The organism is Acinetobacter calcoaceticus DSM 30006 = CIP 81.8 (genome assembly GCF_000368965.1).
In the GTDB taxonomy this organism is placed as follows: domain Bacteria; phylum Pseudomonadota; class Gammaproteobacteria; order Pseudomonadales; family Moraxellaceae; genus Acinetobacter; species Acinetobacter calcoaceticus.
Genome location: NZ_KB849780.1, coordinates 36,132 through 59,906 on the forward strand (window position 1 = coordinate 36,132; position 23,775 = coordinate 59,906).

Annotated in this window: 13 protein-coding genes; 8 read left to right on the forward strand and 5 right to left on the reverse strand. The window is 38.1% G+C overall.

The genetic code is table 11. The features are described from left to right. Positions 1–66: 66 nt before the first annotated feature. The 3 genes from blp1 (at position 67) to groL (ending at position 11,620) form a co-directional block, all read left to right on the forward strand. Positions 67–9,396, forward strand: a complete 9,330-nt coding sequence (gene blp1, locus F936_RS05150; RefSeq protein WP_005045686.1) for a biofilm-associated Ig-like repeat protein Blp1 — start codon at positions 67–69, stop codon at positions 9,394–9,396. Positions 9,397–9,636: 240 nt separating this feature from the next. Continuing rightward, positions 9,637–9,927: a co-chaperone GroES gene (locus F936_RS05155; RefSeq protein WP_002120604.1), complete on the forward strand. Its 291-nt coding sequence runs from the start codon at positions 9,637–9,639 to the stop codon at positions 9,925–9,927. A 58-nt stretch (positions 9,928–9,985) separates the two neighbouring features. Next, a complete protein-coding gene (gene groL / locus F936_RS05160; protein WP_003650104.1) occupies positions 9,986–11,620 on the forward strand; it encodes a chaperonin GroEL in 1,635 nt (544 codons plus the stop codon). A gap of 174 nt (positions 11,621–11,794) precedes the next feature. Here the strand turns inward: groL and F936_RS05165 are convergent, their stop codons facing one another. After that, a complete protein-coding gene (locus tag F936_RS05165) occupies positions 11,795–12,169 on the reverse strand; it encodes a diacylglycerol kinase (protein WP_004643839.1) in 375 nt (124 codons plus the stop codon). A 106-nt stretch (positions 12,170–12,275) separates the two neighbouring features. Here F936_RS05165 and F936_RS05170 point away from each other — a divergent pair, with 106 nt between their 5' ends. Beyond that, positions 12,276–13,238 (forward strand): MBL fold metallo-hydrolase, encoded by a 963-nt coding sequence (locus tag F936_RS05170; protein WP_005045688.1) that lies wholly within the window; start codon positions 12,276–12,278, stop codon positions 13,236–13,238. Between the two features lie 44 nt (positions 13,239–13,282). On the opposite strand, the gene F936_RS05175 is transcribed toward F936_RS05170, so the two are convergent. After that, positions 13,283–14,425, reverse strand: coding sequence for a glycerophosphodiester phosphodiesterase (locus F936_RS05175; protein ID WP_005045690.1), 1,143 nt, complete (start codon positions 14,423–14,425; stop codon positions 13,283–13,285). A 263-nt stretch (positions 14,426–14,688) separates the two neighbouring features. Here F936_RS05175 and F936_RS05180 point away from each other — a divergent pair, with 263 nt between their 5' ends. Together F936_RS05180 and F936_RS05185 are read left to right on the forward strand one after the other, a co-directional pair. Next, complete coding sequence (locus F936_RS05180) at positions 14,689–17,784, forward strand: multidrug efflux RND transporter permease subunit (RefSeq protein WP_005045691.1); 3,096 nt, start codon at positions 14,689–14,691, stop codon at positions 17,782–17,784. A 73-nt stretch (positions 17,785–17,857) separates the two neighbouring features. Continuing rightward, on the forward strand, positions 17,858–18,433 hold the full coding sequence (locus F936_RS05185; protein WP_004643833.1) for a DUF4112 domain-containing protein: 576 nt from the start codon (positions 17,858–17,860) through the stop codon (positions 18,431–18,433). Positions 18,434–18,483: 50 nt separating this feature from the next. Here the strand turns inward: F936_RS05185 and htpX are convergent, their stop codons facing one another. Further along, a complete protein-coding gene (gene htpX / locus F936_RS05190) occupies positions 18,484–19,389 on the reverse strand; it encodes a protease HtpX (RefSeq protein ID WP_003650116.1) in 906 nt (301 codons plus the stop codon). Positions 19,390–19,636: 247 nt separating this feature from the next. Next, the gene (locus F936_RS05195; RefSeq protein ID WP_017390063.1) at positions 19,637–20,506 is read right to left on the reverse strand and encodes a lytic transglycosylase domain-containing protein; all 870 of its coding nucleotides are present in this window, start codon (positions 20,504–20,506) and stop codon (positions 19,637–19,639) included. Between the two features lie 504 nt (positions 20,507–21,010). Here F936_RS05195 and ttcA point away from each other — a divergent pair. Beyond that, positions 21,011–21,916 carry a tRNA 2-thiocytidine(32) synthetase TtcA gene (ttcA, locus tag F936_RS05205; protein WP_003650120.1) on the forward strand — a complete coding sequence of 302 codons (906 nt, stop codon included), beginning with the start codon at positions 21,011–21,013 and terminating at the stop codon, positions 21,914–21,916. A gap of 204 nt (positions 21,917–22,120) precedes the next feature. Then, a complete protein-coding gene (locus tag F936_RS05210; RefSeq protein WP_003650124.1) occupies positions 22,121–22,504 on the forward strand; it encodes an SCP2 sterol-binding domain-containing protein in 384 nt (127 codons plus the stop codon). 91 nt (positions 22,505–22,595) lie between these two features. Here F936_RS05210 and F936_RS05215 read toward each other — a convergent pair whose 3' ends face one another. Continuing rightward, complete coding sequence (locus F936_RS05215; RefSeq protein WP_003650126.1) at positions 22,596–23,708, reverse strand: MltF family protein; 1,113 nt, start codon at positions 23,706–23,708, stop codon at positions 22,596–22,598. Positions 23,709–23,775 lie beyond the last annotated feature (67 nt).

Sequence of the window (23,775 nt, forward strand, 5' to 3'; positions counted from 1 at the left end):
TGAGTATCTATTTTACTTAATATTTTAGAAAAACTTAATAATTATTTAAAATTTCATGGTGGAAAAATGGTACAAGTATCATTAATGGTAAATACTGCTTCAAAAAATAATACAGTTGATATTAATGTAGGCCAGACAAAAAATATTGTAGTAGATCCTAAAGAAATCGCAAAAATTGATATAAGCCCAGAAAAAATTGCCTCAATAACAAGAGAGGGAAATAATGCAATTATTCATCTAAAAGATGGAACTGAAATTGTTTTAGAAAACTATTTTATTAGCGAAAATCCGCAAATTCTTTTAAATGAAGGGCAGAGTTATTGGACTGCCAATTTGGGTGAAGATGCTACCGGACAGCCCACTGTTAATTATTTAGAATTAAAAGATGCACCAAAGTTTATAGATTCTTCATCTTCTGTACCTATCTGGTCTGGGGTGGTCAGTGCTTTAGCGGGCGCAGGAACAATTGCTTTATTGTCGCGGAAAGATGCTAAAGATACGACGCCTCCTGAGCCGGGTAATTTGAATCTCAAAAATCTTTTGGATTCAGGGGCTTCAACGACCGATCAGATCACTCAAGATAAAAACTTCAATTTAAAGGTTGAAGGGCAGGAAAGTGGCAGCCGAGTAACGTATTTGGTTTCTACTGATGAAGGAAAGACTTGGCAAGAAACAACAGTAGCTCAAAAAGATTTAGCTGATGGAAGTTATCTTTACAAAGCTGTAGTGACAGACCGAGCTGGAAATGCATCGGAAACCGCTATACAAAAAGTAGTGGTGAATACTACAGCGCCGAAAGCAGGTGAACTAACTTTATCTGATTTGAGTGATACAGGTGTTTCGACAACCGACCAGATTACGCAAGATCAAACTTTTGATTTAAAGATTAGTGGACAAGAAGTAAATAGCCAAATCATTTACTGGATATCGAAAGATGAAGGAAAGACTTGGCAGGAAACAATAGTAGCTCAGAAAGATTTGATTGATGGAAGTTATCTTTATAAAGCTGTGGTGACAGACGTTGCAGGGAATACCTCAGAAACTGCTGTCCAAAAAGTAGTTGTTGATACAACGGCGCCGAAAGCAGGTGAACTAACTTTATCTGATTTGTCCGATACAGGTGTTTCAGCAACAGACCAGATCACACAAGATAATAGTTTTACTTTGAAGTTAGCCCAACCGATTGTTATCGGCGGACAAGCAGCTTTACTAGATCATTATGAAGTTTCGACAGATGACGGAAAGACTTGGCAGGAAACAACAGCTGATCAAAAAGATTTAACGGATGGTGTTTACCAATATAAAGCTGTGGTGACAGATCTTGCAGGTAATACGTCTGAAACCGCTGTACAAAAAGTGGTGGTAGATAATTCTTTAAATATTCAAGGAAGTACAGTAACTGTTAAACCAATTACTGAAGATAATAAGATAAGTTTAGTTGAAAAAGATCAGATTATTTCGATAAAACTGGAAATCGATAATCTACCAACAGATTTAAACAGCACGCTGACTACAGTAAATACTACCTTAAATGATGTTCTTTATAACTTTCATTTTGATGAAGTAACCCAAGAATGGATTGCCGAAATTCCAGCAGAACTTCTGTGGTCAGAACAGTTGGAAACTACTATATCAATTGATATTAGCCTTACTGATCAAGCTGGTAATACAGCTATTATTCAACAGGTACATAGTTATAGTGTAGATCATACTCCGAATTCGCCAATACTAGATTCTCTAACTTTCAACAATATAGATGGAGCTATCATTTCAGGTAGTGCTTATAAAGGAAGCAAGATTGATATCTACAATAAAAATGGTGATTGGCTTGCAAGTACAATAACTAATGATGAGGGTAAATTTACTCTACAAGACCTTTCAATTAGTTCAAATCAAGAAGTTTATGCCGTCGCTACTTATAATGGATACAGCAGTGAACACTCATCAATTGGTCTAGTTACTGAAGTTCCAGCTCTTAGTATTCTACGAATTAGTCCAGAAGGTGTAATCATCGGCTATGCGACTGAAGGCAGCCACTTTATTGTAAAAGATCAGAATGAAAATATTTTACAAGAATTTGATTCTACTGTATTTGATAACTCAGGTATTACGCCTTTTAGTGTAATGGCATTAGGTGAAGTGAGGCCATTTACTTTGTCCCTCGAACAGCCTTTGGAGGAAGGGACTCATATTATTATCTTGACAGATAAAGATAATGTTTCAGGCCATCCGCAATATATTACCGCAGACTATACCCCCGCAGTATTTTTAGAAACTCCACAATTTGATGTAAGTGGTGAAACTTTATCAGTACATGTTAATGAACCTAACAGCTTTATTCTTGTATTTTCCGGAACAGGAAATCTAATCGCTAACGGTGTTACAGATGAGCAAGGTTTTGCAAGCTTATCTGTATTCCAATTTTTAAAAGAAGGCGAATCGGTTACCGTACAAGTAGTAGATAAAAATCAGAATATTAGTGAAGCTCTAATCGAGGTTCCAAACTTTGCTTATATTCCACATGTTGAACGTATTACACAAGAAGGTTTAATTTCTGGGGTTGCTGAAGATAATAGTACGGTAATTGTGCGTGATGCTGAGGGTAATGAATTAGGAAAACTTACATTAGGCGATGACAATAGTGGGAGTGACTTTAGTCATTTTAGCTTGAGTGTAAACCGTCCTTTAATTGATGGAGAGCAGATTTCCGTTCAAATTGTTGATAATAAAGGTTTGATGAGCCCTGAGCAGAATATTATTGTAGATCTGACTCCTCCACCTGTTCCAACAGATTTAAATTTCAATGATATTGGTGATCTAGTTTATGGTCATGCAGAACCTTTCTCTGAAATTTTGGTTAAAGATGGACAAGGAAACATTCTTAATAAATGGTTTTGGAATAATTGGACCGACGAGAGTGGAAGTTTCTCGATAGAATTAGGTATGTTTTTAACCAATGCTGAGACAGTTTATGTCACGGCTACAGATGTAAATGGAAATGTAAGTTTAGCTGCTCAGATACAGGCGCCTAACTATGCTTTTGCCCCATATGTAGATAGCTTTACTTCAGACGGAGTGATAAGTGGGCAAGCTGAAAATAATAGTACTCTCCTTGTTAAAGATGCCCAAGGTGAAGTCGTAGCTGAAATTAAAGTCGGTGAAGATAACGGCTGGAATGGATCGATTTATTTTAGTCTCCAGCTTGACCGTACTCTTGTTGATGGTGATCAATTGTTCTTATCAATTACAGATGCTCGTGGACAAGTAAGCGCCGATACTGTAATTACCGCTGATACGGTTGCTCCTACACCAGCTACCAATTTAGTTTTCTCAGAAGATGGTTCATATCTTACAGGTCTAGCGGAACTGAATACTACGATTCAGGTTTTTGATCATAATGGTCAGCTAGTGAATATATGGAATAACACCATAAATTCTGACGGTACATTTACTATTTTCTTAGGTAGCAACAATTTACATGGAGAGGCATTCACGGTCACTGTTAAAGACCAAGCCGGAAATGTGAGTGAAGCTGTTTCAATAAACGCTCCACTTGATGATATTGCGCCGAATCCAATTAAAAATATTTTACTTGATGCAAACGGTCAAAACTTTACAGCACAAGCAGAAGCAAATAGTCAGATCGAAGTTTTTGACTCATTGGGTAATCAGACAGGTTGGGGCTCTACGGATAGTGCTGGTAATGCCTCTGGTTCTTTTAATCAAATCTATTTACATGGTGAGGAACTTACTTTTGTTGTTATAGATCGAGTAGGTAACCGCAGTGTCGAATTTAAGCAAAATGCTTTAATTGATACCATTGCACCAAATCCGATTGAAAATATAATCTTCAGCGAAGATGGGCAAAGCTTTACAGCTCACGCAGAAGCTGGAAGCTCTATTGATGTATTAGATCAGGCTGGAAATAAGATTGCTTCTGGCTATGCGGATAGCTCAGGTAATGTATTTGGTTATTTCCCGCAAGTTTACTTACACGGTGAGGAACTTACTTTTATCGTGATAGATCGAGCGGGTAACCGCAGTGCAGAGGTCAAGCAGAATGCTTTGAATGATGATATTGCGCCAAATCCGATTGAAAATATTGTATTCGATATCAATGGTCAGAACTTTACAGCTTTGGCCGAAGCAAATAGCCAAATTGAAATTAAAAATACCAATGGCGACATTATAGGTTATGGATCAGCAGATAGTACAGGCAATGTTTTTGGTCACTTGTATCAGGTCTATTTACATGGAGAAGAATTAACTTTCATCGTTGTAGATCGAGCGGGTAACCGTAGTACAGAAGTTAAGCAGAATGCTTTGATTGATGATATTGCACCAAATCCGATTGAAAATATTGTACTTGACTCAAACGGTCAAAACTTTACGGCACAAGCAGAAGCAAATACTCAAATTGAAGTTAGAAATGCTGCAGGTGAGGTCTTAGGTTCAGGTTATGTAGATGGTGCTGGTAATGTGTCAGGTTATTTATATCAAGTCTATTTACATGGAGAGGAACTCACTTTTGTTGTCGTTGACCGAGCGGGTAACCGTAGTCCAGAAATCAAGCAAAATGCTTTAACTGATGATATCGCACCAAATCCAATTGAAAATATTTTACTTGATGCGAACGGACAGAACTTTACAGCTCAGGCAGAAGCAAACACTCAAATTGAAGTCAAAAATGCCAATGGTGAAGTCATAGGATCTGGTTCAACCGATAGCATGGGTAATGCTTCTGGTTACTTCTATCAGGTCTATTTACATGGCGAAGAACTCACTTTTGTTGTAGTTGACAAAGCGGGTAACCGCAGTGCAGAGGTTAAACAAAATGCTTTAAATGATGACATTGCTCCAAATCCGATTGAAAACATCATTTTCAATGAAAATGGTCAAAACTTTACAGCGCAAGCAGAAGCAAATAGCCAAGTTGAAGTTAAAAATGCTGTGGGTGAGGTTGTCGGTTCTGGCTATGTAGATAGTGCTGGTAATGTCTCGGGTTATTTGAATCAAGTTTATTTAAAAGGCGAGGAACTCACTTTTGTTGTAATTGATCAAGCCGGTAATCGCAGCGTTGAAGTAAAACAAACAGCCTTTTTTGATAATACTGCACCAGAAAATGCGACTAATTTAGTATTTAGTGAAGATGGCTCATATCTAACTGGTATGGCTGAGCCAAATGCTACGATTCAAATATTTGATCAGAATGGCCAATTGGTAAATCAGTGGAATAATAATGTTAATTGGGATGGAACATTTAACATCTCTTTATACAGTAACTACTTGCATGGCGAAGAGTTTAAGGTAGTTGTAGTAGATCGGGCTGGTAATTTGAGTAGCGCGGTTACTGTAAAAGCACCACTTGATGATATTGCTCCCGCGGCTGCGAGTAATCTCACGTTCAGTGAAGATGGTTCATCTCTTTCTGGTGTGGCTGAGCCGAATACATTCATCCAGATTTTTGATCAGAATGGTCAACAGGTGAATACGTGGAGTCAGAGTGTAAATGCTGATGGTACATTCACTATTTTCTTAGGTAGCTCTAATTTACATGGTGAAGAATTCACAGTTATTGTTAAAGATCGAGCTGGAAATGTGAGTGATGCTGTTTCAATAAAAGCTCCACTTGATGATATTGCGCCAAATCCGATTAAAAATATTGTACTTGATCTGAACGGTCAAAACTTTATAGCGCAGGCAGAAGCAAATAGTAATATAGAAGTCAGAAATGCTGAGGGTGCGTTAATAGGTCATGGTTCTACAGATAACGCAGGTAATGTGACAGGTTACTTCTACCAAGTTTATTTACATGGAGAAGAATTAACTTTCGTTGTCATAGATCGAATGGGCAATCAAAGTGTCGAACTTAAGTTAAATGCTTTGGTGGATACCATTACGCCAGATCCAATTGAAAACATCATCTTTGACGAAAATGGGCAAAATTTTACGGCACAAGCAGAAGCCAATAGTTTTATTGGTGTCAAAAATGCTGCGGGTGAGTTTGTTGGTTATGGTTATGTCGATAGCGCTGGTAATGTGACAGGCTATTTCAATCAGGTTTATTTAAAAGGTGAGGAACTCACTTTTATCGTTATAGATAAAGCAGGTAATCAAAGTGTTGAATTTAAGCAAAATGCTTTGATTGATGATATTGCACCAAATCCGATTGAAAACATCGTCTTGAATGAAAATGGTCAAAACTTTACAGCGCAAGCGGAAGCAGATAGTCGAATCGAAGTTAAAAATACTGCGGGTGAGGTGATAGGTTCTAGTTATGTAGATAGTACAGGTAATGTGTCAGGTTCTTTTAATCAAGTCTATTTACATGGAGAAGAGCTTACTTTTGTTGTCGTTGACCGAGCAGGTAACCGCAGTATAGAGGTCAAGCAGAATGCCTTAATTGATGATGTTGCACCAAATCCAATTGAAAATATTGTACTCGACTCAAACGGTCAAAACTTTACGGCGCAAGCAGAAGCAAATACTCGGATTGAAGTCAAAAATGCTGCGGGTGAGGTGATAGGTTCTGGTTATGTAGATGGTACTGGAAATGTGTCAGGTTCTTTTAATCAAGTCTATTTATATGGAGAAGAGCTTACTTTTATTGTAATTGATCAAGCAAGTAACCGAAGTATTGAGGTTAAACAAAATGCTTTAATTGATGATGTTGCACCGTCAGCTGCTTCAAATATTACGTTAACGTCAGACGGATTGCTTTTGGGTGAAGCCGAGCCAAACTCAACTGTTGAAATTATTGATCAATATGGCGCTGTTATCACAACAACTTATGTTTGGTACGATGGCACATTTAATCAATGGATTAATCTGAGTCAATACCAGACACAAAATTTGAGTATTGTTGTCAAAGATAGTGCTGGTAACCGAAGCGAAGTTGCTCATGAATTAGTACCTGTATTTTCGAATTCACCAATTACTGCAACGGAGCTAAAACTGGATGTAGATGGTCATATTCTGACAGGAAAGGCAACAGCAGGAATGTCGATTGTTGTTACATCTACTGATGGTCAGATCATTAATGGAGGGTGGAATAATGTTGTGAATGAAGATGATAGTTTTGCTATTCAGTTAATTGACTATTATCTAAAGAGACAGACATTACAAGTTCGAGTTTATGACCAGAATATCAATCAATACAGCCTAATCTCTGAAATTATTGCGCCTTTAGACAATATTGCTCCAGTAATTAATGATGTGGTGATTAGTAATGACGGTTATGGTATTACGGGACAAGCTGATCAGAAAGTAATCATTAAAGTAATGGATGCGGATGGAGATTTTAGAGCAGAATTTCAATCGGATGAAGCTGGATATTTCAATGCTAGTATTTATCCACCATTATTACGTGGAGAGCAGTTATTTATCACGGCAACAGATTTAGCCAAAAATATAAGTATCCCACTTAATATTACTTTTAATCCAGATACTAATGCACCACCAACAGCAGATCAGGTCGTTGTATCTGAAAATGGTTTCTTTATTGAGGGAACTGCTTCGCTCAATAGTGAGGTGCGTATTTTTGATGTGTATAGTAATTATATTGGTGGTGGTTCTGTAGATGAAACAGGGCATTTTAGTATCCAATTATATTCACCTCAGGCGAATGGGCAAACTTTACGCGTTGTTGTGGAGCAAAATGGCTATCAAAGCGCTTACACCGAAATTAAGGCACCTATAGACACTGTCGCACCAAATGCAGCAACTCAGCTTGTATTAGAGGATGGAAATATACTTTCAGGGCAAGCGGAAGCATATTCAACTGTTAATATTTTTGATGCTAATAATAATCTGGTTGGGCAAACTACTGTCGGAAGAGAAGGTAGTTTCTTAACACAATTATGGTCACAATATTGGCATGGTGAAATATTGACGGTAAAAGTAGTTGATGCCAATCAAAATGAGAGTGGGGGTACAACGGTTGTAGCTATAAATGATACAACGGCGCCGAAGATAGCCACACAGCTTGCCATGAATGGATGGGGCGAGCTCACGGGGCATGCAGAAAGTAAGGCTACTCTTGAAGTTACATATCATTTTGCTGATCAAGAACCTTTTGTAACAAATACTACGGTCATGGCAGATGGAACTTTCTCTACTTATATGTATGAGAATGCGACATCATTTGATATTACTGTTATTGATCGTGCAGGAAATCGTAGTGAAACTATCAGCAAAGCGATTAATGATTTACCTAAGATCACGGTTGATCAGTTTATAGGTGATGCTACAGATAATATTTATATAGTTGATCATATAAGTGATTTTGTTCAAGAGTATGGGGTTGCTGTTGTTGATGTATTTCAGGATGTCTGGATAGATACAAGTCATTATGAGGAGCAATGGGTAGCTTCTGGTTATACTGATAATATATGGGTAGATACAAGCCATTTTGAAAATGTTTGGATTGACACAAGTTACTCCCAAGATATTTGGATTGATACAAGCTATTATCAAGATACATGGGTCGTTGATGGCGTAATAGACGTCTACATGGACTCAAATGGCATAAATTACTATTCAGATGATGGTTCGTATACTCAATATGTGAATACCTACTATGATTATAATTTAAATCAATGGCAGTCAGGATATGAACTATCAGGTCCTTATACTGAAGAGATTGGACATTTTGAACAACAACTCGTTCAAGATGGGCACTATGAATCTCAATGGATTGAACAAGGTTATTATGAGCAACAATATGTGTTTGATGGTCATAATGAAGAGGCTTGGGTAGATACGAGTCATTACGAAAGTGTTTGGGTTCAAAGTGGTTATTCGGAAACACAAATAGTTGGGTCTGAACTTAAAGATACGGATTTTGGTGGACACGATAAAATAATTAGCTCTGTGAGTTATAGTCTGGTTGGATATTCTGATTGGTCGACAAATATAGAAAGTGGTCGTTATGTTGAAGACTTGGAGTTAGTTGGCTCTGCTCATCTAAATGCAACAGGCAATGCTTTAGATAATCTTTTAACAGGTAACTCTGGTAATAACATTTTGAATGGGCGTGAAGGTAACGATACCTATATCACCAATGAAGGTACAGATACCATTCTGTTCCAATTGCTAAATAGCCAAGATGCAACTGGCGGGAGTGGACATGACACGGTGTTAGATTTTACTTTAGGTGATGTAAGAACTGATGCTCAAGCTGACAAAATCGATTTAAGTGAACTATTAATTGACTATTCTAAAGATGTGAGCACATTGGCGAAATTTATTAGCGTAGAACAAGACGCTGGAAACACGACTATTAGTCTTGACCGAGATGGTGAAGGTACAATGTTTAGTAGTATTTCATTGATTACTTTGAATCATGTAAATACAACATTGGATGAATTGTTAAATAACCAACAACTTATTGTTTAATATTATTATTTTTATTAATAAAAGGGGCTATGAAAATAGTCCCTTTTATTTTGTGCTTTAAATTTAATAAAAACTCTTCACAACCTGTTAAAAAATGATCAAAAAAGAGAAGTTTTTTTTCATTTTCCCCTTGAAGCGTTTTTTTTCATCCCCACAAAAGTGACATCTAAATATTTTGTTATTGCTCTGGATTATGGCAATAACGATTAATCAAAAAGACTTAGTCTGGTGGAGTTAATTATGAGCAACATTCGTCCATTACATGATCGCGTTGTAATTCGTCGCGTAGAAGAAGAAACCAAAACTGCTGGTGGTATTTTACTTCCAGGTTCTGCTGCTGAGAAACCTTCGCAAGGTGAGGTAATTGCAGTAGGTAATGGTCAAATCACTGAGAATGGCGTACGTGCTTTGGATGTTAAAGTTGGTGACAAAGTATTGTTTGGTACTTATGCAGGTACAACAGTGAAAGTAAGTGGTGAAGAACTCTTAATCATGAAAGAGTCAGATATTTTAGCTGTGTTGGAAGGCTAATCAATCCATAACTCAATCCATTATCAGATTCAGTATTTAAAAAGATTCGGAGTTTAATATGTCAGCTAAAGACGTAAAATTTGGTGATTCAGCTCGCTCAAAAATGATTGCAGGCGTAAACGTACTTGCAGATGCTGTTAAAGTGACTTTAGGCCCTAAAGGTCGTAACGTTGTGATTGACCGTTCTTTCGGCGCTCCACACATCACTAAAGATGGTGTAACTGTTGCTAAAGAAATTTCATTAAAAGACAAGTTTGAAAACATGGGTGCTCAACTTGTTCGTGAAGTTTCAAGCAAAACTAACGACATCGCTGGTGACGGTACGACAACTGCAACTGTACTTGCTCAAGCAATTTTAAATGAAGGGATCAAATCTGTAACTGCAGGTATGAACCCAATGGATTTAAAACGTGGTATCGATATCGCAGTAAGAACTGTGGTTGAAAATATTCGTTTAAATTCAAAACCTGCTGATGATTTTAAAGCGATTGAACAAGTTGGTTCTATCTCTGCAAACTCTGATACTACTGTTGGTAAACTTATCGCTCAAGCGATGGAAAAAGTAGGTAAAGAAGGCGTAATCACTGTAGAAGAAGGTTCTGGCTTCGAAGATGCATTAGACGTTGTAGAAGGTATGCAGTTTGACCGTGGTTATATCTCTCCGTACTTTGCAAACAAGCAAGATACTTTAACGGCTGAGCTTGAAAACCCGTTCATTCTTCTTGTTGACAAAAAAATCGGTAACATTCGTGAATTGATTTCTGTTTTAGAAGCAGTTGCGAAAACTGGTAAACCACTTCTTATCATCGCTGAAGATGTTGAAGGCGAAGCGCTTGCTACACTTGTTGTAAACAACATGCGCGGTATTATCAAAGTATGTGCTGTTAAAGCTCCTGGCTTTGGTGACCGTCGTAAAGCAATGCTTCAAGACATCGCGATCTTGACTGGCGCAACTGTTATTTCTGAAGAAGTTGGTATGTCTTTAGAACAAGCGACTCTTCAAGATTTAGGTACTGCACACAAAATCACTGTTTCTAAAGAAAACACTGTTATTGTTGATGGTGCTGGTGATGCAGCTGCAATTGCTGAGCGTGTTCAACAAATCCGTGCTCAAATTGAAGAATCTTCTTCAGAATATGACCGTGAAAAATTACAAGAACGTGTTGCTAAATTAGCAGGCGGTGTTGCTGTAATTAAAATCGGTGCGGCAACTGAAGTTGAAATGAAAGAGAAAAAAGACCGTGTAGACGACGCGCTTCATGCAACTCGTGCAGCAGTTGAAGAAGGTGTAGTTGCTGGTGGTGGTGTTGCGCTAGTACGTGCTGTAAATGCATTAGACGGCTTAAAAGGTATTAACGAAGATCAAACAGCGGGTATCAACATTTTACGCCGTGCGATTGAAGCTCCACTTCGTCAGATCGTTTCAAACGCAGGTGATGAGCCATCTGTAGTCATCAATGCAGTTAAAGCTGGTGAAGGTAACTTTGGTTACAACGCAGCAACTGGCGAATATGGCGATATGTTAGAAATGGGTATTCTTGACCCTGCTAAAGTAACTCGTTCTGCACTTGAACACGCTGCTTCTGTAGCTGGTTTAATGTTAACTACAGAATGTATGATTACTGACATTCCAGAAGATAAAGCAGCTGTTCCAGATATGGGCGGTATGGGTGGTATGGGCGGCATGATGTAATAACGCATCAACGCTTTAACTAAAAAAATCCCTGCAAAATGCAGGGATTTTTTTATTTTTCACGTAATTTTAAGAAATCGTTAAGTTCAATGACTTATATTAAAAAACAGGAACAGCAGCTAGAAGTTCCTCTTTGTTACAGCCATGCTTATTTACTTGTAAGCATGGTTTTTTTTATCCTAATAAAATGAACAACCATGTAATGGCAATAATAGAAAGTGCAACAAATTGAGCAGCACTTCCCATATCTTTTGCATTTTTAGAAAGTTGATGTTTTTCAAGAGAAACTCGGTCAACTACAGCTTCAATAGCCGAATTGAAGAGTTCAACGATCATTGCAAACAGACATACAATAATCATTAACACATGTTCACTGCGGGTTACATCAAGAAAAAAACTGACTGGAATTAAAATAAGGTTAATAAAAACAATTTGGCGGAAAGCTGCCTCATTTTTATAGGCTGCTTTAAATCCCGAAATAGAGTAAGCCGTTGCATTTAATATACGTTTGAGCCCACTTTTGCCCTTATAAGGAGAATAGCTATTCATTTACTTATATTTCTGACACATTTCATGCATTATATAATTTGGGTCTTAAAAAATTATTAAATCTTTTTTAAAGATTTTGACTTTATAACTGAATAGAGAAGAATAGATGAAAAAATTATGTGTAGCTTTGGGTCTTGCATTTTTTAGTATGCATGCAACGTATGCCGAGCAAGCTCCTACCCAACAAGTACCGGGTTATTATCACCATCAATTTGGAAAATACCGTGTAACCTCTTTACTTGATGGTGCGATTTATCTAAACCCTAACTTATTTAAAAACTTAAATCAGGCTCAAAAAACTAAAATATTAACTAAATATGCTGCTGTGAATGAGAAGGGTATTCAGACTTCTGTAAATGCATTTTTAGTAGATGATGGCAAAAGTTTGACGCTTGTAGACAGTGGAGCAGCAAGCTGCTTTGGCCCACAGCTTGGATCGATTGCAAAAAATATTGAATTGGCAGGTTATCAACTGGCAAATGTAAAAACAGTATTACTCACGCATTTACACCCAGATCATGTATGCGGTATTGCTCAAAATGGAAAAGCTGTATTTCCAAATGCAAACGTTTATGCACATGAGCGTGAAGCTGATTACTGGTTAAATCCAGCTTCTGAAAAAACAGTGCCAGCGGACAAAAAACAAAGTTATTTGGGGACTGTGAAAAATGTAAAAACTGCTCTCGCTCCTTATCAAGCAAAAAAAGCATTTAAGACATTTAAAGATGGTGATGTCATTCAAGGCTTTGAAGTGATCGATACACGTGGTCATACGCCTGGTCATCACAGCTTCCGCTTAAAAAGTAATGATCAGCAAATCATTTTTGTTGGAGACATCGTTCATTCACATTCTTTGCAGTTTGATGCTCCAAAAACTGGGGTAGATTTTGATGTGAACTCTGAGCAAGCGATTAATACCCGTCTAAAAATGTTTGCTGAAATTTCAAATAAGCAGCAATGGGTCGCAGCACCACATTTACCATTCCCAGGCATTGGTCATGTTTATAAAGTAAATACCGAGCAATATCAGTGGATTCCTCTATACTTTGATAATGTCGTAGAAAAATAAAAAAACAGGGCATTTATTGCCCTGTTTTTTATTAGAAACTTTGATTATTTTGCTGCTTTCTCAAAGTTATTAACAGCTTCACGGCCCAATGCTGGGTCATCTGTAAAGACGCCATCAACACCCGCTTTGTAATAAGCTTCAAACTCTTTTAAAGCGCCAGATGGGCAGCGTTCAGCTGGTTTATCTTGACTATATTTTAAAGGCTTTGGTAAATAATTATTTTCTGGACGGAAAGTATAAGGATGTACTTTTAAGCCAGCCGTATGTGCATCAGAAATAAATGAAGTCGTTTGAACGGAGCCATTGTCATTAAAGCTCAGAATATAACCTTTACTTGGTCCTACACCATTTGCATATTTAGCCACATCTTTTAAGCCTTGTGCTGTGGCTAAATCAGCATAGGTTTTAGTTTCGCCAGATTCAACGAAGTCGGCTGGTTGAGAGGTTTTAGCATCATATAATTGAATGATTTGTGCATGTTTAAGCGTCTTATGAAGGTCAAGCTCCCTTTTTAAATCTTTTAGGTTTTGAACTTCAAAAGACTGTAAATAGACAGGTGCAATATCACGTGTATATTTATATTTGGCTAATGTTTTAAGAAGGGCATCTTCCATTGCCAGATTATGATTTTTAAAGTAAGTCGGATGTTTGGTTTCAATATATAAACCAATAATTTTTCCCGTTTTCTTATAATTTGCTTCAGCTAGTTCAATCACTTGTTCTAGAGTTGGAACTGGGTAGAGGTCATTATAAGCTGTGTTTGCTGGTCTAAACTCTGGAATACGTTCACGCGCTTTAAGTTGCTGTAATTCACTTAAAGTGAAGTCTTCTGTAAACCAACCTGTTAAGTCTTTACCATCAATATTTTTTGTTATTTTACGGTCCGCAAACTGGCTTAAGGTACTTACATTGGTTGTTCCACCAATCTCATTTTCATGGCGAGTAACCAATACACCATCTTTTGTGGATACTAGATCTGGTTCAATAAAATCTGCACCATCATCTATGGCTTTTTGATATGAAGCTAAAGTGTGTTCAGGACGTAAAGCGCTAGCGCCACGGTGTCCTACTACTAGAATTTTAGGAAGTTGATATTCTGGCTTAGTTGGTGTGTTTTCAGTTTTATCATCGTCATTACAACCAACTAAGCTAATTAAACTTAAGCATAAAATTGCTCTTTTAAACATAATTCTACTCATATTGTTTTAGTCGAAACGGCTCTAGTCTGCTCATTGAACTTGACATGATCATGAAGAATTCATGAATTTTCAGTGACACTTGTTAAAACCTTTTTTATGGGTTTGTAGGAAATAATCATTCCTGCTTTGTTTTTGTCCTAATTGCATTTATTGTGTTAATTCTACTTGTCTTTTATATATCGCTCGTTGATGATCAAGATGCCGAATTCGGTATTGCCACCTGTTAATTGACGACTTAATTCTGAGCAGCCATGCTATCTAAATTCTTTATTCAGCGTCCTATTTTTGCCAGTGTTTTAGCAATTATTGTTATGGCATTTGGTATTTTCTCGGTGCTGAATTTACCCGTAGAACGTTATCCTGATATTGCCCCTCCAAAAATTACAGTATCGGCAAGTTATAGTGGGGCAGATGCGCAAACGGTTGAGCAAAGTGTTACTCAGATTTTAGAACAGCAAATACAAGGTATTGATCACTTACTTTATTTCAGCTCTACCAGTGATTCATCGGGACGTAGCCGAATTACGATTAGTTTTGATAATGGAACAAATCCAGATACAGCACAGGTGCAAGTACAAAATAGTATTAGTGGCGTCATAAGACGTTTGCCCGATGAAGTGCAACGCCAAGGAGTTACGGTAAGTAAGTCACTCGGCGATACTTTTATGGTGGTAGGTTTATATGACTCTACAGGTAAATCAGGCAATATTGAGCTATCGGACTATTTAACGACGCATGTGGTAGATGACCTGAACCGTATTGAAGGGGTAGGCGAGTCCGATGTTTTTGGTTCGCAATATGCAATGCGAATCTGGCTAAACCCCGATAAATTAAAACAATATAATTTAATGCCAAGTGATGTTGCCAGTGCAATCACCGCTCAAAATACACAGGTGGCCGCAGGTGCGATTGGTGATTTACCTGTTATCGATGGGCAGTATTTAAATACGAAAGTTACAGCAGGTTCTCGACTAAAAACAGTCGAAGAGTTTAAAAATATTGTAGTGAAATCAAATCAAACAGCGAGCTATGTCTATTTAAAAGATATTGCCAGAGTTGAGTTGGGGGCAGAAAATTATCAGTCTTTTAATACCATTAATGGTTATCCTGCCGCAGGTTTAGGTATTTCGCTATCTTCAGGTGCAAATGCCATTCAAACCTCTAAGCTTATTCATCAAACTCTAGATCAGGTTACAAGCAAGTTACCAGCCGGATATAAAATTGTTTATCCACGAGATAACACGCCGTTTGTGCAAGAGTCGATTAAGGAAGTAGTGAAGACGCTTATTGAAGCGATTATTCTCGTTATTTTGGTGATGTTCCTATTTTTACAAAGCTGGCGCGCTACACTCATTCCGAGTATTACTGTGCCGGTTGTTATTTTAGGAACTTTTGCTGTCTTATATGTGCTTGGTTTTAGTATTAACACTTTAACTTTATTTGCACTGGTGCTCGCCATTGGCTTGTTAGTTGATGATGCCATTGTGGTGGTCGAAAACGTTGAACGGCTCATGCATGAACAGCATTTAACACCAAAAGAAGCAGCCATTGAGTCGATGGGGGAAATTAGTGGAGCCTTAATTGGGATTACATTGGTTTTAACTGCGGTTTTTATTCCAATGTCTTTTTTAGGTGGTTCAATTGGGGTGATTTACCGCCAGTTTTCCATTACTTTAGTTGCCGCTATGGCGTTATCGCTCGTCGTTGCCTTAGTGCTTACACCAGCTTTGTGTGCCCTAATTTTAAAACCTAACCCTGAGCCTATGCGTTGGGCGGTTTGGTTTAACCAAAAAATTGATCAACTTAAAAATCAATATATCAAGATCGTACAAACAAGCATTCGTTACAGTAAATCGGTTGTTGTGATTTTTGTGGCTTTGATTGCTGTTTTCGCCCTGTTCTATAGCGGTTTAAAAAGTGGATTTATTCCTAAAGAAGATCAAGGCATTTTAAGTGTTCAAATTAAGCTTGTGGATAGTGCTCCAATTTCTCAAAGCCAAAAAATTGGTGAACAAGTTCGTCAATATTTCCTGACTCAAGAAGATAAAAATGTCGACTTAGTTTTAATCCGTTATGGCCGAAATTACTCGGGTACAGGACAGAACTTGGCACAAGGATTTATTGCTTTAAAACCGTGGGATGTGCGTACTGGAAAAGACAATTCGGCAGACGCTATACAAAAGCGTGCGATGAAATATTTTAGCCGTTTTAATAATGCTCAAATCAATGTGACTTTACCTGCTTCAGTCAATGGTCTAGGTCAAACTGATGGTATGGATTTATGGATTCAAGATTTAAATGGGCAGGGGCAAGATTTTCTAGATAGCACCTTCCGTCAGTTGCAAACACAGAGCAAAAGCTACTCAAGTTTTGAAAACTTTGATAAGCAATCAACCAATAGTAAAGCAAACCTCAATATTAAGATTGACCAGAAACAAGCATTAGCAAATGGCTTAGAGCTACCTGCGATTAACAACACTCTGTCGAGTGCGTGGGGTGGGACTTACGTGAATGACTTTATTGACCGTGGTCGTATTAAGCGTGTCATGATTCAAGGTGATGCTGAGTTCAGATCGAAACCGGAAGATTTATATAATTGGTCTGTACGTAATAACCAAAATGAAATGGTGCCTTTTAGTTCATTTGCTAACTTTAGCTGGGGCGGAGCTCCTGAAATCGTAAAACGCTATATGGGATATAGTGCTTTACAGCTACAGGCAGATGTTGCGAGTGGCAGCAGTTCAGGTCAGGCAATGAAAGATGTTGAACAACTTGTTAATCAGCAAAAAGATGTCGGTTTAGCGTGGACAGGTTTATCTTTTGAAGAACAGAAGTCGACAAATCAGGCCATCTGGTTATATTTAATTTCGGCAGGCTTTATCTTTCTATGTTTAGCTGCTTTATATGAAAGCTTGAGCATTCCAGCCGCTGTGATGACATCAATTCCGCTTGGCGTAGGGGGAAGTGTTATTTTCTCTTATATTTTCGGCCTGCCGAATGACGTATATTTCCAAATCGCACTATTAACCACGATTGGCCTATCGTGCAAAAACGCAATTTTGATTGTTGAGTTTGCAGCCTTGGCTCAAGAAAAGGGTAAGAATGCAATTCAAGCGGCTTTAGATGGCGCTAGCTTGCGTTTAAGACCCATTCTAATGACTTCTTTAGCCTTTGGTGCTGGAGTAATCCCTTTGGTCTTTGCTCAAGGCGCAGGGGCTGTGAGTCGCCAAGAAATCGGTATTAGTATTTTAGGTGGCGTCATGTTTGGTACTGTGCTGGTTTTATTCTTTATTCCAGTGATGTACGTGTTGCTTCGTTCATTGTTTAGATCGAACGCTTCTAGTTAAAAGCAAACTATTTTAAAAAGAGGCATTAAATCAAGTATATTAAGTTTAACTTTCCTTAGTGTATTTGATTGAGATGCCTCAAGAAAAAAAATTAACAGAGCAGCAGGTCATCGCACTAGAACGAGATCTCGCTAAGTTTGCCACCATGATGGATAGTGCGGTTCGCATTCCTTTTACTAAACAAGGTATTGGAGCTGATGCTGCACTGAGCACGATTCCAATTGCTGGTGATGTTGCTGGTTTCGCGTTGACGTGCTATGCCATTTATAAAGCTAAACAGATTGGTGTACCTCAACATAAGCTGACTCCAGTCATTAAACTGGCAGTTGTAGATGCTGTAGTGGGCTTTGTTCCTGTTGCAGGAACTATTTTCGATATTTTTATACGACCTAGTAGAAAAGCATTAGATGTGGTGCATACGCACATACGTGAAGAATATGCGATTCAAAGTGATATTCATGTCGTTCATCCATATTTACATGAAAAACTCGAAAAGAAGCAGCAGCACTCAGCTTTCTGGCGTAATCCTGTAGTCAGTTGGTTATGGTTACATATACCCGATTTATTAGGTGCCTTTGTACTGCTTTTAATTGGCTTGGCTGTTTGGTGGGGAGCAAGTTATCTGTGGAGCTTCTATCAAACCATGTAATAAGAAATAAAGCCTCCGATTGGAGGCTTTATTTCTTCACGTTAAACGTTTTATGGGCAATCTAATTGATGTAAAGCTGCCACACGTTGTTCAATTGTTGGGTGGGTTTGGAACAAAGCAGCTAAGCTGAAACCTTGTTCTTTACCTTCCGCAATCGCGAAAGCTTTCATTTCTTTTGGCATTTGATCTGGCATTTCTGTCTCAGCTTGTAGACGTAATAATGCAGAAATCATTGCTTGTTTACCTGCTAAACGCGCACCTGCTTCATCAGCACGGTATTCACGATAACGAGAGAACCACATCACGATAGCCGAAGCGAGAATACCAAAGACGATATCCAATACCATGGTAATAACAAAGTAACCCATACCCGGTGCTTCATCATCTTGACGGCCAAAAACATTGCGGTCAATAAAGTCACCTACCACACGGGCAAAGAACATAACAAAGGCGTTCACGACACCTTGAATGAGGGCTAAGGTGACCATATCACCATTCGCAACGTGACCAATCTCATGTGCGAGAACGGCACGTAACTCATCTTTATTCATACGTTCAAGTAGACCCGATGAAACGGCAACCAATGCATCATTTTTATTCCAGCCTGTTGCAAAGGCATTGGATTGATATGATGGAAAAATACCAACCTCTGGCATGTTAATACCAGAACGTTGAGAAAGTTCAGCGACTGTTTGCAATAACCAGCTTTCAGCTTGGTTACGAGGAGCATTCGGGTCGATCAGTTCTGTACCGGTCGTTTTCTTAGCCATCCATTTTGACATAAACAGTGAGATTAAAGAGCCCACCATACCAAACACAAAACAGATGACTAAAAGGTTGCCTAGATTCAAGCCACCCGCGCCATGGTAACTACCGACACCGAAGAGTGACAAAATAATGCCAGCTACAACCAGTACCGCGAGGTTGGTAAGCAAAAACAAACCAATCCGCATCATTGAGAAAATCCTCTTATAAATAAAATGTTATCTGATTTATAAATTCTAAATCATGCAGCTAATATGCGGGGCTTAGGGGAAAAATTCAAGAAAAAAATAAGGAATTGATACATTCTTTCACGAAGTAGAATGTACCTAAATTTAAAGAATTATTGGCTAAATTTGCCTAAATGGTAAGGATTAGGTAATAGATCTTTACAATTTAAAGCATAGAAATTTGATGGAATATATCCGTCAGTAAAAGTTTTTATTCAATTCGAATATGTGCAATAGCAGTGGCATTGTTCGTGACATAAGTACCCGTAGGCGCATCAGTAAATGTCCCATTCGATAAAGTCACAATTTGACGAGAAGAGGAATATTTAGGTGCTGGTGCTGCTATTTGAGCTGTTGTGTTTTCCGTTAAATTAGAAGACTGAGAAGAGACTTGCGCTGAAGTATTAGAAGAATTAGTAAAAGATGAAAAACCTGAACCAGATGAATATAAGTTTTGATATCGACTGGTTACGCGGCGCACATAATCTTGTGTTTCACGAAAAGGGGGAATACCGCCGTATTTATCAACATTACCTTCACCTGCATTATAAGCAGCAAGTGCCATTTGTGTATTGCCACGAAAGCGCTTGAGCAACCAGCTTAAATATTTTGCACCTGCAAAAATATTTTGCTGAGCGTCAAAGGCATTGGTCACGTTAAATCGACGTGCAGTCGCAGGCATAAGCTGCATAAGACCTTGTGCCCCGACTGGAGAGCGAGCATTTACATTAAATCCTGATTCGGTATGCATGACGGCCTTAATTAAGCCTTCTGATACGCCGTGTTGCTGTGCAGCCTGTTTAATAATGTGGTCAAAAGCATTTTTATTTTTATTGTAGCTTGGTAGAACAGAGGCCTCTGAGGCTCCCCAGTTCGTATAACTATGAATATTACTGTCAGGGTAATAGGTTACTTTTACTTTTTTAAGTGATTGATCATTACTTTTTCGATTCGTCAGCAATGTACTACCATTTTTATCTTGGTAAATATACATCTGACCTGCTGAAGTCGACGTTATGCCGACCGAAAAAGTGGTTATCCCCAGTAAACAAGAAAAAAGAAATTGAACCGGTTTTTTCATTTTATGTTATTCACAATTTTAAGATATTCAAAACTTGTCGAAGAGTTTATCAAAAAATATTACAGAAAGAACTTTTGTGTAATATTTTTTATTTCGACTCTTTCAAAAAATCAAGCTGTTTTGTTCGAATGCTCATCAAAAAAAATTAAAAATTATTTTTAAAATGATTCTATTGACTTGACTAACATGTTGATATTTAAAGGTAAAAAACATTGGTTAAAAAATGATCAATTTAAATAAAACCCTTAACAGAAGGTCTAAACAGTTTGTCAAGTACGAAGAAATCCACAATTTTATCCACAGGTTTTGTGGAAAACTGTGGAAAAGTCCAAAAAGTAAGCACTTTGCACAAATTTTGAACGCGCTAGTCAAAATAAAGCACGACTTTTGCATCATGCAGGAGCAATGTGACGGCTTCAAGAATTGAAACTAATCTTTTGATGCGATTCTCGTCCGAATCATATAAAATTGCGCGGTATTTTTATTTATGGGTATATCTCGTCTATGTACGCGCCAGTTGAGTCTAATCAGGGATTTAATTTTAAGCCTGAACTTCCAACAAGCTCGGCCTATTACCGTTTGCTCAAGAAGCTTCGCCGTCAAGTTGGGCATGCTATTCGTGACTTCAATATGCTTGAAGAGGGCGATAAGGTCATGGTGTGTGTGTCTGGTGGTAAAGACAGTTATACCTTGCTCGATATCATGTTGCAGTTTAAACGTATTGCACCAATCAATTTTGATGTTGTTGCGGTTAACCTTGACCAAAAGCAACCAGGCTTTCCTGAAGATGTCTTACCTCGTTATATGGAAGAAAATAACATTCCATATTACATTTTAGAAAAAGACACCTATACCATTACTAAGCGTTTAACACCGGAAGGTAAAACCTACTGTGCAGTATGTTCGCGTTTACGTCGTGGTTCTTTGTATGGCTTTGCACAAGAAATTGGTGCGACTAAAGTTGCTTTAGGACATCACCGCGATGACATTCTTGCAACGTTCTTCTTAAATCTGTTTCATGGTGGTAGTTTAAAGGCAATGCCTCCAAAGCTTTTATCATCAGATAAAAAGAATATTCTGATTCGTCCATTGGCATATGTTGAAGAAAAAGACATCATCAAATATGCTGAGTTGCGTCAGTTCCCAATCATTCCATGTAACCTTTGTGGTTCGCAGGAAAACTTACAGCGTGCCATGCTCAATGAAATGCTACGTGACTGGGATAAACAATATCCGAAACGCTTACACAGCATTTTCGGTGCGTTACAAAACGTATCTCCGTCTCAGTTAGCGGACCGTGAACTGTTTGATTTCGAAGCGCTAGATTCTCAGCGCGAGCTGGATTTTAAAGATCCAGAAGAGCTTAAGAATCGCTTAGATGTTGTGAACTTAAGTTTTGCTGCTGAGTAAAACTACTTGATAAGTCAATTAAAGGCACTTTATAAACAAGTGCCTTTAATGTATCAAAATACTAAAAAATGAATGTTCCGTACAAAAAGTCATAGCCCTAAATTTAAATTACATGCTATAACAACGCTCAAGCAGAATTGCTTCACATGATGTTGTCTGGATAGGCAACTAGAGAAATTGAACAAATAAATTTGAGGAAGAATCATGCCTGCATTTTTAACTGAAGATTGGTTTGCTACTGTCGAAAAATTAACTGCTGAAGCAGGGGATCTTAATTTGCCACCTGCTCTTGCGAATTTGGCAATTAATTTAGTAGTTACAGATGCTTCTGGAAATACCGAATTAGCTTTAGATGGGGGTAAAATCAAAAAAGGTTTGTCTTCAAATGCCAAAACAACTTTAAATATGGATGCTGAAACTTTACGTAAAGTATTCTTAGAGTTTGATATGGCTGCTGCTATGCAGGCATTCATGACTGGTAAAATTAAAGTTCAAGGCGATATGTCTCAATTGATGGCTTTACAAACAGCTAAGCCAAGCCAAGAACAAAAAGATTTGTTCAAGAAAGTGTTAGAGCAAACAGCTTAAATTTCAAAGAATTCAAATAAAAAGCTTACCCATAGAGGTAAGCTTTTTATTTATACAAACAATGAATTTATCAACTTTTAAACAATAAAAATTAGATATTGATTCGTGTTTGCGCCGTTTTGATATGTTCAAGATAAGCACGGATACGGGTGACATATTGAACTGCTTGCTTATATCGACCATTTCGCGTTTTATTACTTTGCAAATAGTCATAGAGATTGACCCATTTGTTCGGATCTTTCCCTTGAGATTGCAAGCGCTTCTGAATTTGACTTACCGCACCCGGTCCCATGTTATAGGCCACAAGCGCATACCAGTTCCGATCAGGGAAGGGAATATTATCAAATTCAGTTAGCATCAAATCGTAATACTTCGCGCCACCCTGAATACTCTGAGCAGGATCGCTACGGTTGCTTACACCCATTGCTCGAGCAGTGCTATTGGTCAGCATCATTAAGCCACGAACACCTGTGGGAGAAACAGATTCTGGCTTTAAGTATGATTCTTGATAACCAATTGCTGCAAGTAAATGCCAGTCGAGATCATATTTAGCCGCACTTTGTTTAAAGCTCGCTTTATAAATCGGTAAACGCTTGCTTAAGTCACGCTGAATGGTTGACCAAGCTTCCGGTTTCACTACATTGCGGTTATAAAAAGAAGCAAGCTGTTGTGTCACACCATTTTGCTTACTTTGGCATACAAAGCCGCTAGCAGTCTGGGTGAGGGGGTCATCAGCTTGTTTAAACACCCAGCTCAACTCAGAATTTAAACCATTTTTTTGCAAATTGACTGTGTCACCACAACTTGCAGAAAAGGACATTAAACCTTTGTTCTCGATGGTACTTAAACCTGCGGTAGTCATCGCAAAGTTTGCTTTACCTTGCTGAACCCATCTAAGTGCAGTGGCATTGTCTGCCACGATTTTAAAGTCCAGCTTTACATTAAGGGTTTGTGCATAGTTACGTGCTAAGTCGTAACCAAAACCATGTAAAAACTGATCTTCTTTGAAAACGGTTGTCGGGCTTTCTACCGCAACAACAGTTAGAGTATTTGTATTTACTACAGTATTGTACTGTAGGGTTTTTCCTGCATTAAGACTATGAAATGGAAAAAGCATAGTACTGAGTGCAAGTGCTTTTAACGGGAGAGAAGAAAATAAAGAGTTAAGGCAAAGCCTCGACCCTGAACTTGAATTACTGTGCATGTTGTCTCCGCTACAGATAATTTATGCCCAAAAAGTCAGACAATAAGCTGCCATAACTTTTAAAAGT

Bases quoted from the DNA above. Each gene is read 5' to 3' on its own strand.
- blp1 (WP_005045686.1), top strand. From the start codon at position 67: ATGGTACAAGTATCATTAATGGTAAATACTGCTTCAAAAAATAATACA.
- F936_RS05155 (WP_002120604.1), top strand. From the start codon at position 9,637: ATGAGCAACATTCGTCCATTACATGATCGCGTTGTAATTCGTCGCGTA.
- groL (WP_003650104.1), top strand. From the start codon at position 9,986: ATGTCAGCTAAAGACGTAAAATTTGGTGATTCAGCTCGCTCAAAAATG.
- F936_RS05165 (WP_004643839.1), bottom strand. From the start codon at position 12,169: ATGAATAGCTATTCTCCTTATAAGGGCAAAAGTGGGCTCAAACGTATA.
- F936_RS05170 (WP_005045688.1), top strand. From the start codon at position 12,276: ATGAAAAAATTATGTGTAGCTTTGGGTCTTGCATTTTTTAGTATGCAT.
- F936_RS05175 (WP_005045690.1), bottom strand. From the start codon at position 14,425: ATGTTTAAAAGAGCAATTTTATGCTTAAGTTTAATTAGCTTAGTTGGT.
- F936_RS05180 (WP_005045691.1), top strand. From the start codon at position 14,689: ATGCTATCTAAATTCTTTATTCAGCGTCCTATTTTTGCCAGTGTTTTA.
- F936_RS05185 (WP_004643833.1), top strand. From the start codon at position 17,858: ATGCCTCAAGAAAAAAAATTAACAGAGCAGCAGGTCATCGCACTAGAA.
- htpX (WP_003650116.1), bottom strand. From the start codon at position 19,389: ATGATGCGGATTGGTTTGTTTTTGCTTACCAACCTCGCGGTACTGGTT.
- F936_RS05195 (WP_017390063.1), bottom strand. From the start codon at position 20,506: ATGAAAAAACCGGTTCAATTTCTTTTTTCTTGTTTACTGGGGATAACC.
- ttcA (WP_003650120.1), top strand. From the start codon at position 21,011: ATGTACGCGCCAGTTGAGTCTAATCAGGGATTTAATTTTAAGCCTGAA.
- F936_RS05210 (WP_003650124.1), top strand. From the start codon at position 22,121: ATGCCTGCATTTTTAACTGAAGATTGGTTTGCTACTGTCGAAAAATTA.
- F936_RS05215 (WP_003650126.1), bottom strand. From the start codon at position 23,708: ATGCACAGTAATTCAAGTTCAGGGTCGAGGCTTTGCCTTAACTCTTTA.